Here is a 14939-nt window from a genome sequence, read left to right as displayed (position 1 = left end):
TTACTGCCCTGCCTTTGGTGAAAGAGGTGACTTAATTGACTGAGATGAATGAGTTTGTGATACGTGAGTGCGTTTAGCTGTCATTGACGGATTATAATGACAACAACCATGCTCAATATGTTGCAAGAAATCATCATGAAAATATTTTAAAGCGCTTCTTAACGGTTCGACTGCCCCGGGCGCTAGTGCACAATGGGTTTTACCTATCCACATGAAATCACAGAGCTTAGCTAAAGTGTCTAAATCTTGTATTTTGCCTCGGCCTTGTTCAATGCGTGTGAGTACTTCCACTGCCCAAGGCGTGCCATCTCGACAAGGCGTACACCAACCGCAAGATTCTTGAGCAAAAAAGCGCATCAAATTTAACACCATAGCTACCGGACAGTTTTTATCGTCTAAAACAATCAAGCCACCTGTGCCTAAACGACTACCCACTTTAGCGATAGAGTCAAAGTCCATTGGCGTATCTAAATGCTCTTCAACAAGAAAATCAGTAGAAGCGCCGCCGGGCAGTAAACCTCTAAATTGCAGGCCATCTTGCATACCACCTGCATAGTCGTATAGCACCTCACGCAAGGTCGGCCCCATAGGTAACTCCCACAAGCCCGGATTTTTTACCCGCCCACAAGCACCATAAATTTTACTGCCGGCATCACTGTTAGGAGCAATGGCCTGAAACCATTCAATACCATTTTTTAATATATGCGGCAGATTACACAAGGTCTCAACATTGTTCACTATGGTAGGTTTGCCAAATAAACCACTAACTTGCGGAAATGGCGGCTTAGCTCTAGGGATTGCTCGCTTGCCTTCCAGCGCATTTATTAACGCGGTTTCTTCACCACAAATATAGCGACCGGCACTACAATGGACATATAAATCTATTGAATATGCGCTACCTTGAATTTTTTCACCTAGCCAATTATTTTGGTAGGCTTGGTCAATGGCTTGTTGTAAACGCTTTGCTGCTAAATGATATTCACCGCGCAGAAAAATATAAGCTTTGTTCGCGCCTATGGTGTAAGCCGCAATAATCATAGCTTCAACTAATTGATGCGGCACACCTTCGAGCAATAATCTGTCTTTAAATGTGCCTGGTTCCATTTCATCGGCATTGGCGACTAAATACTTATTATCAGGCGCATCTTCATCGCCCTCTTCAAACATAGGCACAAAACTCCATTTCATGCCGGTGGGGAAACCGGCACCACCCCGTCCTTTTAAGCCTGAATTTTTAACAATGTCTAGCACTTCTTTTGGTGAATGTTGTAGCGCTACTTTTGCCCCTTGATAACCGCCAGCTTGGCAATAATCATCAAATGACAATGGCTGTTGTAAATTCACCCATTGGGTTAACGGCTTTAGGGGATTATTGGATATTTGTTCAGCCATTAACTTCTCCCTTAACCGCAAGCTGTTGCAAGATATCAACGGCGCTTTCTGGGCTTAAGTGCTGGTAATGCTCGGTGCCTATCATCATCGCGGGTGCTTTATCACAACTGCCTAAACAAGCATTTGAAAGCAGTGTGAATTTGCCATCTACTGTTGTTTGGCCATAGTCGATGTTTAAGTACTGCTTAATCGCGGCAAGCACTGAGTCTAAGCCAGTTAAATGACAAGCAATGCTGTCACATAAGTGGATAACATTTTGACCAACAGGTTGTCGGTAAATTAAATTATAGAAAGTCGCTACGCCTTCTAACTGAGCAATGGGCACAGCTAACAAGTCACTAATAGCAAAAAGACTTTCATCACTGATCCAACCACGGTGTGCTTGTACAACTTTAAGTGCTTCAATACCGGCGGCCTCACGAGTTTCCATAATACTGGCCTCATGCTCAATAGCAGCAATTTCAGTTGCCGTTAAATAATGTTGATAATCAATTGTCGTTATGTCGATTGTTTCCATCACTATCTCTTTATTTGCTTTAATACCGTTATTTTCTAAGTTATTTGCTCAGCTATATTTTTCCAATATTGAATCTAATGCCTTTGGGCAATATTAATCGTTTATCGATCAACATCTGCCATCACATAATCAACACTGCCCAATGTGGCGATAAGATCCGCCACCATCTGACCCTTACTAATTAATGGCAACATTTGTAAATGGGGAAAGCTGGGGGTGCGAATACGCGTGCGATAACTCATGGTGCTGCCGTCACTGATCAAGTGATAAGCCATAATGCCTTTCGTGGCTTCAACGCTGATAGATACTTCACCTGCGGGGATCACTGGCCCCCATGAAACATTGAGAAAATGCGGTATTAAGGTATCAATATCACGCATGGTGCGATCTTTTAATGGTGGTGTGGTTTGCGGATGTTCAGCTTTATAGGGTCCTTCGGGCATATTGTTCAGGCACTGTTCAATTATACGAATACTCTGACGCATTTCTTCTACTCGAACCCGACAACGATCATAGCAATCACCGTTGTGACCAAGCGGTACTTCAAAATCCAATTGATCATAACCACCATAAGGCCGTTGCTTACGTAGATCCCATGAAAATCCCGTTGCTCTTAAACCTGGGCCAGTTACGCCCCAGTCAATGGCTTCTTGTGTTGAGTAAGCGCCAATACCAACCGTGCGTTGCTTAAAAATTGAATTTTGCATGACCATTTTTTCATATTCATCAAGACGCTTAGGTAGATAGTTAACGTAATCACGTACTAAGCCCTGCCAACCTTTTGGTAGGTCTTGCGCGACACCGCCAATGCGGAACCAACTTGGATGCATGCGCGCACCGGTAAAGGCTTCAATAATGCCAAAGAGTTTTTCCCGGTCGATAAACATATAAAAAATAGGTGAAAGTGCGCCAAGATCTTGCGCGAAGGTGCCGTAAAATAGCAGGTGGCTAAGAATGCGGAACATTTCTGCGGTCATAATACGAATAACTTTCGCGCGATCCGGCACGGTAATACCCGCCAGCTTTTCAACCGCCATCACATACGGAAAGTTATTCATTACGCCGCCAAGGTAATCAATGCGGTCGGTATAAGGAATGTAACTATGCCAAGATTGTCGCTCGCCCATTTTTTCAGCGCCGCGGTGGTGGTAACCAATATCTGGCACACAATCGACAATTTCTTCGCCTTCCATTTGTAACACAATACGAAAAGCACCATGCACACTTGGGTGATTAGGCCCAAGGTTTAAGAACATAAAATCACTATCTTTGCTTTGTCGCTTCATACCCCAAGCTTCGGGGTTAAACTGCAGTGCGGCTTGTTCTTTGTCTTGTTGATAAGGCGGTAAAGTGAACGGATCCATTTCTGTAGCGCGCGCTGGGTGGGTTTTCAGTAACGGATGTCCTTGCCAAGTATCTGGCATTAAAATACGGCTTAAATGCGGATGATTTTCAAAAACAATACCAAACATATCCCACACTTCTCGTTCGTACCAATTGGCATTTGGCCATAAACTACAAACACTCTCTAAGGTTTTATCTTTGGTGTTCAGGGCAACTTTAATGCGAATATCTTGGTTACGTTGATAAGAGCGTAAATGGTAGCTGACCGTAAAGGCTTGTGATAATAATGATTGGTGCTCTCGCTCGCTTTCATCGATAGCGGTAAGATCAAAACACATATCAAATGGCTGAGCTAATTCTTGCTTTAACACTTGCATCAATTTCATTAACTGGTTTTTTTCTAACCAATAGGAAGGAATATCGTCGACAATGTTTTCGACAGCACTGACTGGTTGTAAATTAAGCTTAGGTGAAAGGGCAATAATTTCATCGAGTAAAGGCACAGCTTGCAGCATCTGCCAATCATTACTCGCTTTCATATCTACTTGTATTGCCATTAACTTCCCTTCACTCTCGCCATTTTTATTATTAGTTTGCTTTATTGTGTTTTCACTTTATTAAAACTTCACTTATTAAAGCTTCAACTATTAAAATAAGGCAAAAGCCGCTTAAATGTGATCGGGTGAATCTAAATTTGTCACTTGAATGCGCTCTTGGTGTTTAATATCACGTAATGACGGTTTACCAATTTCACTGACTTGCTGTTCGCCAACCGCCCAACTTAATGGTCGTGGTTGATGTTGTATTTTGGTTTGCAACAACAATAAGCCTTCAAGTAAAGCTTCTGGCCTTGGCGGACATCCCGGCACATAGACATCAACTGGGATAAATTTATCAACCCCTTGCACAACACTATAAATGTCGTACATACCGCCAGAATTAGCACACGAACCCATTGAGATAATCCAACGAGGTTCTAATAATTGTTCATAAAGGTGTTGAATTACTGGCGCCATTTTTCGAAAGCAAGTACCTGAAATCACCATTAAGTCGGCTTGTCTTGGGGTTGCACGAATTACCTCAGCGCCAAAGCGGGCAATGTCATGTCGTGAGGTAAAGCTCGTTGCCATTTCGACATAACAACAACTTAAACCAAAATTAAACGGCCAGATGGAGTTTTTTCGCCCCCAGTTCACCATGTCATCAAGCCTAGCGAAAAGAACACTGCGCTTTAATTCTGCTTCAGAAACGCCCTTCATTGCCCCCATTGCGTCATCTAGTTTTGCTTTGGTTAGTGACCATTCCATTATTGCTGTCCCTTATTTTTATCAGAAATAGTTTTATCAGAAATAACTTTATCAAAAAGGCTTTGTTGAGCTGGCTGACTTTCAGCTTGTTGTAAGCGTTGCAGTTGCCTTGCTCTAAAAGGTTGATGGCGATGGGTTAACGCTAATGCGCCAATGCGAACTAAATAAATTAATGCTGCCAGTAATACCGTAATGAAAATACTGGCTTCGATAAAACCTGGCCAACCCACCTCATCAAAAGCAATAACCCAAGCAAAAAGATAAATGGTTTCTAAATCAAAAATGACAAAGAAAATGGCATATAAAAAGAAGTGATTAGTAAAGCGGGTTTTGTTGTCGGAGACGGAAATAATGCCGGATTCATAAGGGCTGTCTTTAGCTCGCTGTTTACCTTTGGGACCAAGAAAATGTGATAGCAGCATCATCACAATGAGCATACCAGCCAAGATAATAAAGTAAGCCGCAATTGGCCACACTTGTGTTATTTGATCGGATGTTTCCACAAAGCCCCTTCACTTGTTTTAGTGTGACTAAAATTCATAGCAAATTAACAACTAAGTAGATGAGCACACAAGAAATGTATGTTGGCAGGTTAAACTCCTGACCTTATAGGGAGCTCGTTATTACCTGTTAATAACCTTAACTCGCTGCATTTACTTATTATTGTTGTTATTGGTATTAGCCGCTTTCGCTAACCCTCTCTCTTTATAAATCCTACTAATACCAATCCCATTAAATTATTGCTCACTTGTACTAGTTAAAATAGCTCAATGCTGTGTTGCTCTCACTCCCAATAGCCAGCTATTGCTCAATCGATCGCCTTACCTTGAATTATTTTTCCTGCGCACAACAAGATCACAAACTTAATGGAACTGGTATAAGATAGCACCTATAATTAAGTCTAATTAAGTATAATTTAAACAATATTTCCATCATCAAATTCTGCGAGTGTGCTTTGCAAAATGTTACGATGAAAAATATTGTTGATAATTTGAGTATAGAGAAGAATTCAAGTAATGCTTGTTTTTTAAGCAAATATTTACATTTTAAAGTTTTAGATAGGGTAAAAAGCAATAAACACGGCGCTTGCCGTGTTTATTTATAGGATGGAATTTGCGGTTAATTATTCAGGACTGTTTATCTTTTGAGCTTATATTTTGAGCTTATTCTTCAGCACCATTAATGAGCTCTGAAAACGCTGATAATTTATCCAGCACCATGCCATGTATTGATTTTTTTGGATAACGACCGGTTCGAGTGATTGCTCCCGCGGGTTGCGCCATTAAAATCTCTATCGCTTGATCAATATTATCGACTGCATAAATGGCAAACTGGCCATCGGCTACTGCCTGAATAACCTCAGGTGCCAACATCAAATTAATGGTATTGGTTTTAGGTATAATAACACCTTGCTCACCCGTTAAGCCTTTGTCTTTGCAGAGGCGATAAAAGCCTTCTATTTTTTCATTAACGCCACCAATAGATTGCACTTCGCCATGTTGATTCATTGAGCCTGTTATTGCGATACCTTGATTTATCGGTAATTTAGCGATGGCAGACATTAACACGCAAAGCTCAGCCATTGAGGCACTGTCACCATCGATATGACCATAAGATTGCTCAATAACAATGTTAGCAGAAATGGTCACTGGAAATTTCTGTCCATACTTGTGGCCCAAATAACCGGTTAAAATCAACACGCCTTTTGAGTGAATAGACTTGCCTAAATCCACTTCACGTTCAATATCTGTCACCCCTTGGCTACCGGCATATACGGTCGCTGTTATACGAGCTGGCGTGCCAAAAACACTATCACCAATCTCTAACACGGTTAGGCCATTAATTTTACCTATTTGTCCGCCTTCGGTATCAATAAGTAACTGACGCTCTTTAATTTCGTCTAACCAAGCTTCACTCATGCGGCCAGTACGTCGTTGTTTGGCCGCTAATGCCATAGTCACATGCTTACCACACAGGCCATTTTTTCCATCTAATCGCTGCCATAAATAAAAAGCTTCGTCTAATAAGTCATTAACCTGCACAATATTAGCCGATATTTTATGCTGGTGTTCAGCGCGTCTCAGCGCATATTTAACTAACTCGAGTACCGCTTCATTTGTCACTTCTGGATAATGGTTACGATGGGCGCGTTGGCGAATTAAACTGGCGTAGTCATTGAGGTTATTTTGACTTTTTTCTAAGTGACGATCAAAATCTGCCAAGACCCGAAATAACTCGGTAAACTCTTGATCATAATCTTGTAAGGTATAATAAATTTCAGGGTCGCCCAGCAAGATCACTTTGACGTTTAATGGGATTGCTTCCGGCTGTAAGCTAAAGGCGCCCGGTTGTGCATATTCTGAATGCGGATTTTCAATAGTAATTTGCTGCGACTTTAACGCTAGCTTTAAACGCGCCCAAACTAAAGGTTGGGTCAAGAGTTTATCTGCTTCAAGTAAGATGTAACCGCCATTGGCTTTATGCAGTGCACCGGGTCTTATTAAGCGGTAACTGGTGTAACTGCTGCCTTGAAAACTACCAAAATCTACATGACCAAATAAATTTTGAAAGGTCGGATTCTGTTCATAAATAACCGGTGCACCTTCATCGGCTTTACGGGTCACCAGTAAGTTAGGTAAAAAGCGTTCCACCATCAATTTACGCATATCTTTGTCATTAGGCGCCTCGTTACTTTCATCAACCAGTAACTCTAAAACAGCATCAACAACGTGCGCTTTAACTTTAGCTAAGTATTTCTGAACGCCGGTATTACTAGCGAATTCTGTCTCTAATTCTTGCAAAAAGGGTTGAATACTTTGGGCCGCAGTTTCACGCTTTAACTTACGTAACTTGTCAGAAGAAATACGTTTCCATTGCGGTAATTCAATCAATTTTTCAGAAAGTAAATCTTCTAACTTGGCCAATAAAACATAAAAGTCAGCACGCTTTGGTTCATTTAATTGTGCAAACTCTTTATCATTAAGTCGCTTACCTTTGACTAGTGGTGAAAAGCCTATTTCGCCATGCTCTTCAAACAACACCACGTCATCTTTTAATGCCGCCTTTTCAACGTCAGTAATCGCTTGATCATATTTTTTATTAAAGTCACGATCGATAGCCGCTTTTTGCCTTTGATAACCTGGGTTATCAAAAATTTCTGGAAACAAATCCATTAGCTCATCAATAAAGGTATTCATCCGAGTAAGTAATTGCTTACCATCACCTGGGCTAACATAAAGTCTATATGGAGAGTTTGGGTCATCAAAATTGTTGATATAACACCATTCATCAGGTGTGGGTTCTTGGCTGGCTGTCGTGGCTAACATTTGCTTGATCAGGGTTTGACGCCCGGTACCATGCTCGCCCATGGCGTAAACATTAAAACCTGGTGCATCGATCGACAAACCAAAAGTGAGCGCTTCTTTCGCTCTTTCATGGCCGATAAATACTTGTTCGACTTCTGAGCTTGTTGTGGCATTAGCAAATTGTTTAACCGTTAAATCTGCGGTTAATTGGCAAGGTTTAAGGCGTGCATTTGTTGACACATTGGTCATAGAAGATCTCTCGGGAATGCGATTTTTATATCACGTGAACTAAATACGGCTACAGTAAACACAGTGTACAGCGACACCCTACTGAACAGCAAAATAATATAAGAAAAACTATTAAAAAAAAGTTGTTTTATGGCGTTAAACTCAAGCGATTAAAATCTTTACCACCACAGCTAATGCAATCCGTGACCACATTGGGATGACTATAGGTCACACAATGTCGGCAGGTTCGGCATTGTAACCGGCCAAAACCAACATAATCACCGACATGGTAGCCATCTTGATGTTGAAAATCATCCATCAACTCAGTCCATTCGACTTGTGACTTATCGGTAATTTGCGCCAAACTTGCCCAAAGGTTTTCATTGAGTAAGTCTAGGTAAATTGAATGCTTAATGTCTGCTTGATATTGCTGATAAAAATCCCCAAGATCGTACTTAAGGTTAGCGATAAACTGTTTAACTTGCTGCTCAGGAATTTGCTCAGCAGCAAGCAATATTTTTTTCGCTTGTTCGAGTAATTCAACAGCCGAGCGAATTTCATTCTCCTTAGTATCTTCCAGCCATGTTTGTAACTTTTGATAAAGCTCTTGAATTTGAGATTGCTGTTTTTTCATCATGCTTCCCTCATTTAAAAATCACTTATTGGTCTACTTATCGAGACGATAACCTCACCCATTAGCATTTTATTAAAGCACATAACCACGACTAAAGTGGCTTTTATCAGTTATTTAGCTGTTAATGCGAGATATTTTTAGATTATCTAGAGAAAATTTCCGCATAGCCCTGCTTTAACTTGTCGCAATGGCTAGAGATAAGGTATCCTATCAAGAATATTTTTATCGCTAAAACCTGACCTTAACATGACAAATTTTATCAAGATAAAATTGTCAAACAAGTGGGTTGATGCTCTTATTTAAGCGTGCTTGAGAAATCTTAATGGAATCCATTTACAATCCCCAATCAATTGAAGCCGACGTTCAGAAATTTTGGACTGATAACGACACCTTCAAAGCTGAAGAGTTACCAGGAAAAGAAAAGTTTTATTGCTTGGCGATGTTTCCATACCCAAGTGGCCGACTTCATATGGGCCACGTGCGTAACTACAGTTTAGGTGATGTAATTTCTCGTTACCAACGTATGCTAGGCAAAAACGTAATGCAACCTATGGGTTGGGACGCTTTTGGTTTGCCTGCTGAAAATGCGGCAATTAAAAATAATTCTGCGCCGGCAAAGTGGACTTATGAAAATATTGATTATATGCGTAACCAATTAAAGTCATTAGGTTTTGGTTACGACTGGAGTCGTGAATTAGCGACTTGTAAAAAAGATTATTACCGTTGGGAACAATGGTTCTTCACTCAGCTATATGAAAAAGGCTTAGTGTATAAGAAAAATGCCACGGTGAATTGGGATCCTGTTGATCAAACCGTATTAGCTAACGAGCAAGTAATTGACGGTCGTGGTTGGCGCTCTGGCGCACTAGTTGAGCGCAAAGAAATCCCGCAGTGGTTCATTAAAATTACCGCTTATGCTGAAGAGTTAATTAACGACTTAGACCAATTAACCGATTGGCCTGAACAAGTTAAAACCATGCAACGTAACTGGATTGGTCGCTCTGAAGGTGTAGACATGACCTTTCAAGTTGTCGACTCTGCAGAAAGCTTCGATATTTACACCACGCGCCCTGACACCTTAATGGGTGTTACCTATGTCGCATTAGCTGCACAGCATCCATTAGCGCTAGCTGCGGCTGAAAATAATCCAGAATTAGCGGCCTTTATTCAAGGCTGTAAAACCAATAAATCTACTGAAGCCGATATGGCAACAATGGAGAAAAAAGGCGTTGATACTGGCTTAAAAGCACTACACCCTATTAGCGGTGAAATAGTGCCAGTTTGGGCAGCAAATTTCGTGCTAATGGATTATGGTTCAGGTGCCGTTATGTCGGTACCGGGTCACGACCAACGCGACTGGGAATTCGCTACTAAGTATGGTTTAGAGATTAAACAAGTTATTGCCAGCAATGAAAGCGATGACGTTACAAAAGCGGCGATTACTGAAAAAAATGTTTTAGTTAACTCAGGCGAATTCGACGGTTTAAGTTTTGAAGAGGCCTTTAAAGCTATTTCAGAGCAATTAATTAGTGAAAACAAAGGTAAAGTAACGGTAAATTATCGCTTACGTGACTGGGGTGTTTCTCGTCAACGTTATTGGGGTACGCCAATCCCCATGATGCATTTAGCCAATGGTGAGTCTGTACCAGTTCCAGCAGATCAATTACCTGTTGAGCTGCCCGAAGATGTCGTGATGAATGGCGTAACCTCGCCCATTAAAGACAACCCTGAATGGGCGAAAACCACATACAATGGTGAAGAAGCATTTCGCGAAACCGATACTTTTGATACCTTTATGGAATCATCATGGTATTACGCGCGTTATTGTTCACCAAACGATGACACACAAATGTTAGATCCAGCCAAAGCTAATTATTGGTTGCCGGTTGATCAATACATCGGCGGCATTGAGCATGCTATCTTACATTTACTTTATGCGCGTTTTTTCCATAAATTATTACGTGATGCTGGCTTAGTAACATCTAACGAACCTTTTAAAAAGTTACTCTGCCAAGGCATGGTCTTAGCTGACACTTATTATCGTGAAGCAGACAATGGTGGTCAAGATTGGATTGCACCGACAGATGTTGACGTTGAGCGTGATGAAAAAGGCCAAGTCACTTCTGCTATCAGTAAATTAGATGGCAAACCGGTCATTTCTGCTGGTATGAGCAAAATGTCAAAATCAAAAAATAACGGCATTGATCCACAAGCAGTAATTAATTTATATGGCGCAGATACCGTACGATTATTTATCATGTTCACCTCACCACCAGAGCAAACATTAGAATGGTGTGATGCCGGTGTCGAAGGTGCACATCGATTCTTAAAGCGGGTTTGGAAACTTACCTATGACTTTACTCAAGCGGCAGAAGTGTCAACAGCAGCACCTAACATTACCAACTTAACGCTTAACTCAGCGCAAAAGTCACTCCGCCTAGAATTGCATAAAACTATTGCTAAAGTCAGTGATGATATTGGTCGTCGCAACACCTTTAACACCGCTATTGCCGCCATTATGGAATTAATGAACCATTTAGGTAAAGCAAGTATTGCCAGCACTGAAGATCGGGTGATTATGCATGAGGCTATTCGTGCGGTGGTATTAATGCTAACGCCTATTGTGCCACATTTAAGTCATCATTTATGGCACATAATTGGCGATGGTAAGCCAGTTGAAAATACAGCATGGCCGGTAGTTGACCCCAGCGCTTTAGTGGAAGATGAAAAGCTTATTATTGTACAAGTTAACGGTAAATTGCGTGCTAAAATTACCGTTTCAGCCGATGCAAGCAAAGAAGCGGTTGAAGAAATCGGTTTTAATGATATCAATGTTAGCAAATTCATTGACGGTAAAACCGTACGTAAAGTGATTTATGTACCAGGTAAACTATTGAATATTGTGGCTAATTAATAGCTTCTATTGTTACGATAAATTAATCAAAACAGTGCGTTAAAAGTGCATAGCTAAAGCTTATTGGCTATGCACTGATTGAATTTTACCTATTAAAAGTGAACACCTTATGCAGCCATTAATAATTCGTCGAGTAAGTAAACTCTTATCTTTTAGCATTATCTTGATGATGTTAAATGGTTGTGGCTTTCAACTACGCGGCAATTATTTATTAGCGCCTGAGCTACAAACTATTATATTTAGCTCGGTTGATCAATATGGTGAACTTACCCGTTTAGTTAAGCAGCACTTAACCATTAATGATGTTACTTTAGTACGACAAAGCGAAAAAAATATTCCGCAAATGCGTATATTGCGAGACAATTTAGACCGAAGAACCCTATCGGTTTTCCCCAATGGTCAAGTAGCAGAATACGAGCTTATTTATACCGTACGTTATCAAGTGTTAATTCCCGGACAAGATATTCAAAGTTTTCGCTTTGAGCTTAATCGTGATTATCAAGATGATCCTGATATTGCACTAGCAAAAAGTCGCGAATTATCGTTAATGCTACGAGAAATGCGTAAAGAAGCTGCCAATAAAATTTTACGTGACATGGCTAGTATTCAGCTGTAGGTAACTTCACATGCGCATCTATCATAATCATCTTGAAAAAACCTTAACACAAGGCTTTAAACCGATATGGTTAGTCTTTGGTGATGAGCCATGGCAAAAAAATAACGCTTTAGAACAAATTAAAACTAGCGCGAAAAAACAGGGGTTTGACGAAGTTATTCGCTTTAGCATTGACGATAAATTTAATTGGGATGAGCTATTTCAAGAGTATCAGTCAATGAGTTTGTTTTCGTCATTGCGTATTATAGAAGTGGAGTTTACCACCGGTAAAATTGGCGATAATGGCGCAAAAGGTGTAGCGCAATTACTCAGCCTGTTACATCAAGATATTCAACTGATATTTCATGGTCCTAAACTTGACGCTGCCACACAAAAGCGCAAATGGTTCAAAGCCTTAGAAGCTGCCGGTTGCTTTGTGCCTTTATACGATATTGAAGGTAAACAATTAAAACAATGGCTGAGCAATCAAGCTCGGCAGTTACAATTAAGCTTACCTGACGATGTAATTAATTTAATGACAGAATTATTTGAAGGTAATTTACCGGCATTAGCCCAAGAGTTGCAAAAACTATCGATATTATTCTCACAACAACCGGTGAGTATTGAAGAGGCAGAGCAACTTTTAATTAAACAGGCAAGATTTAATCCGTTTCAACTGATCGACACCTTGCTTATTGGCGACCTTAAAAAGTGCTTATCTATGTTAGATCAAATGCAGCATGATGGCAGCGCATTTGGCCAATTAGTCTGGGTGGTTCACAAAGAAATTAGTCAGCTTTATGCCATGTTAGAACAAATAGAACAAGGCAGCCGTATTAACGACATTTTTAAGCAGTATCGTATTTGGGATAAGAAAAAACCCTTATATCAACATGCCTTAAACAATATAAGTTTAAGCAATGCTGAACAAGCTTTAGCGAGGTTAGCGCAAGTAGATTTACTCAGTAAAACCAGTAGCGACTTTAACGCTTTTATTCTGCTCAGTGATGTTTTTATCAGCTTATTTCACAATAACATCAGTCAACATTTCAGTTTAGATTATGAGTATAACTAACCAAAAAACGCCAAAGCTTATCGCGTTACTTGGCGGTACCTTCGACCCTATTCATCTCGGTCACATCTTACCTGCCCAAGAAACTGCACACTGGTTAGGCGCAAAACAATTACATTTAATTCCTGCCCATATACCGCCACATAAAACCAGCACCCATGCCAATGCCAAACAGCGTGCTAAAATGGTGGCTTTAGTCTGTGATGAAAGTCAGTTATTTACCCTTGATGATCGTGAACTCAAGCGTCAAAGCCGCTCATATACTGTCGATACCTTGCAGCAAATAAAAGCTGAGCAACCTAAGGCAGATTTATATTTTATTATGGGTATGGACTCACTCTTATCATTTACAAAATGGCACCGCTGGCAAGACATTCTCACCTTATGTAACTTAGTGGTTAATATTCGCCCAGGTTACCCGCACCTAGCGTTAGAAGCGGCACTTGAGCCAGCACTAACGTCGCGTTTAATTTATAGTCTTGCGCAATTACAGCGCCGACAAACAGGACAAATACTTATCCATGAAAGTAGCCCTGTGGATATTTCATCGACAACAATAAGAGCAAAAATTAAAGCCGGTTTAAACGCCAGTCAATACCTACCTCAGTGTGTACATGATTATATAGAGCAACATAAGCTTTACCAATAACGTCATTACTTGCTCAATAATCGCATCCAAATCACTCATTTTGTATTATTTGATAGAGGTTAAGTGAAATAAATCAATTGTTGTGCAAAAAAACGGCTATTTACTGCATTAGATGGTTAACTGACAAACAAAATAATGCTATTATCGCCGATTATTGTTGTTAATTATAGAGATCCCACTTTGCAAAGTTCAGACCTAATTACTTTTGTTACCGAAAAAATCGAAGATATGAAAGGCCGCGATATCGTTACATTAGAAGTAGCTACAAAATCGAGTTTCACTGACTACATGTTAGTTTGCTCTGGTAACTCAAAACGCCACGTTATTTCCATTGCCCAATCACTCACCATTGAATGCCGTGCTGCCGGTATTGAAGCCTTAGGTGTTGAAGGAAATGATATTGGTGAATGGTCTTTAGTCGACTTAGGTGATGTTGTTGTGCATGTGATGACTGATGAAACTCGCGAGCGTTATCAACTAGAACAACTATGGCAGTAGTCTAAACAACAATGCGCATTACCTTATATGCCGTTGGTAATAAAATGCCCACTTGGGTTAGCCAAGGGTTTAGCGAATATTGCCGCAGATTCCCTCGTGATATGAGTTTCCATCTAGTGGAGATCTCACCGGGCAAACGCGGTAAAAATGCAGATATTGCCCGCATTCTTGAAAAAGAAGGTGAGCAAATCCTAGCGGCTATTCCAAAGGGTAATCGCATTGTTACGTTAGAAGTAGAAGGCAAGCCCTGGACGACACCTGATCTTGCCAAGCAACTGGAACGCTGGCATATAGATGGCCGAGATGTTGCACTCTTAGTGGGTGGGCCTGAAGGTTTAGCCCCCGCTTGCATTCAGGCATCTGAGCAAAAGTGGTCGTTATCACCACTGACTTTACCACACCCTATGGTTCGAATTGTTGTCGCTGAAAGCCTTTATCGTGCTTGGTCAATCAATAATAATCACCCTTATCATAGGGAATAAAT

General features: G+C 40.6%; 13 protein-coding genes. 6 read left to right on the top strand and 7 right to left on the bottom strand.

The window, feature by feature from the left end; all coding sequences use genetic code 11:
• The 7 genes from nuoF to ESZ39_RS05705 all read right to left on the bottom strand — a co-directional run bounded on the left by nuoF (window position 1) and on the right by ESZ39_RS05705 (window position 8730).
• Complete coding sequence (gene nuoF, locus ESZ39_RS05735; protein WP_146878893.1) at window positions 1–1392, bottom strand: NADH-quinone oxidoreductase subunit NuoF; 1392 nt, start codon at window positions 1390–1392, stop codon at window positions 1–3.
• Window positions 1385–1909, bottom strand: coding sequence for an NADH-quinone oxidoreductase subunit NuoE (gene nuoE, locus ESZ39_RS05730; protein ID WP_146878891.1), 525 nt, complete (start codon window positions 1907–1909; stop codon window positions 1385–1387). The genes nuoF and nuoE overlap by 8 nt, the downstream gene beginning before the upstream one ends.
• Window positions 1910–2010: 101 nt before the next feature.
• Window positions 2011–3810 carry an NADH-quinone oxidoreductase subunit C/D gene (gene nuoC / locus ESZ39_RS05725; RefSeq protein WP_223270256.1) on the bottom strand — a complete coding sequence of 600 codons (1800 nt, stop codon included), beginning with the start codon at window positions 3808–3810 and terminating at the stop codon, window positions 2011–2013.
• 111 nt (window positions 3811–3921) lie between these two features.
• Window positions 3922–4512, bottom strand: coding sequence for a NuoB/complex I 20 kDa subunit family protein (locus ESZ39_RS05720; RefSeq protein ID WP_411266858.1), 591 nt, complete (start codon window positions 4510–4512; stop codon window positions 3922–3924).
• Between the two features lie 47 nt (window positions 4513–4559).
• Window positions 4560–5063, bottom strand: coding sequence for an NADH-quinone oxidoreductase subunit A (ndhC, locus tag ESZ39_RS05715; RefSeq protein ID WP_223270255.1), 504 nt, complete (start codon window positions 5061–5063; stop codon window positions 4560–4562).
• 660 nt (window positions 5064–5723) lie between these two features.
• The gene (locus tag ESZ39_RS05710; protein WP_146878887.1) at window positions 5724–8114 is read right to left on the bottom strand and encodes a Lon protease family protein; all 2391 of its coding nucleotides are present in this window, start codon (window positions 8112–8114) and stop codon (window positions 5724–5726) included.
• Between the two features lie 127 nt (window positions 8115–8241).
• On the bottom strand, window positions 8242–8730 hold the full coding sequence (locus ESZ39_RS05705; protein ID WP_223270254.1) for a zinc ribbon-containing protein: 489 nt from the start codon (window positions 8728–8730) through the stop codon (window positions 8242–8244).
• 319 nt (window positions 8731–9049) lie between these two features.
• On the opposite strand from ESZ39_RS05705, the gene leuS reads away from it, so the two are divergent.
• The 6 genes from leuS to rlmH all read left to right on the top strand — a co-directional run bounded on the left by leuS (window position 9050) and on the right by rlmH (window position 14937).
• Window positions 9050–11641, top strand: a complete 2592-nt coding sequence (leuS, locus tag ESZ39_RS05700; RefSeq protein WP_146878885.1) for a leucine--tRNA ligase — start codon at window positions 9050–9052, stop codon at window positions 11639–11641.
• A 109-nt stretch (window positions 11642–11750) separates the two neighbouring features.
• On the top strand, window positions 11751–12257 hold the full coding sequence (lptE, locus tag ESZ39_RS05695) for an LPS assembly lipoprotein LptE (protein WP_146878882.1): 507 nt from the start codon (window positions 11751–11753) through the stop codon (window positions 12255–12257).
• A gap of 10 nt (window positions 12258–12267) precedes the next feature.
• Window positions 12268–13311, top strand: coding sequence for a DNA polymerase III subunit delta (gene holA, locus ESZ39_RS05690; protein WP_146878881.1), 1044 nt, complete (start codon window positions 12268–12270; stop codon window positions 13309–13311).
• Window positions 13298–13957: a nicotinate-nucleotide adenylyltransferase gene (gene nadD / locus ESZ39_RS05685; protein WP_146878879.1), complete on the top strand. Its 660-nt coding sequence runs from the start codon at window positions 13298–13300 to the stop codon at window positions 13955–13957. Before holA ends, nadD begins: the two co-directional genes overlap by 14 nt.
• Before the next feature lie 180 nt (window positions 13958–14137).
• Window positions 14138–14455 carry a ribosome silencing factor gene (gene rsfS, locus ESZ39_RS05680; protein ID WP_223270253.1) on the top strand — a complete coding sequence of 106 codons (318 nt, stop codon included), beginning with the start codon at window positions 14138–14140 and terminating at the stop codon, window positions 14453–14455.
• An 11-nt stretch (window positions 14456–14466) separates the two neighbouring features.
• Entirely contained in the window at window positions 14467–14937 is a 471-nt protein-coding gene (gene rlmH, locus ESZ39_RS05675) for a 23S rRNA (pseudouridine(1915)-N(3))-methyltransferase RlmH (protein ID WP_146878875.1), read from the top strand.
• The last annotated feature ends 2 nt before the right edge of the window (window positions 14938–14939 follow it).

Origin of the sequence: Colwellia sp. C1TZA3, assembly GCF_007954265.1 — a bacterium.
In the GTDB taxonomy this organism is placed as follows: domain Bacteria; phylum Pseudomonadota; class Gammaproteobacteria; order Enterobacterales; family Alteromonadaceae; genus Cognaticolwellia.
The sequence above is the reverse complement of the archived record's forward strand: the minus strand, read 5'-3'. Positions and strand labels throughout refer to the sequence as shown.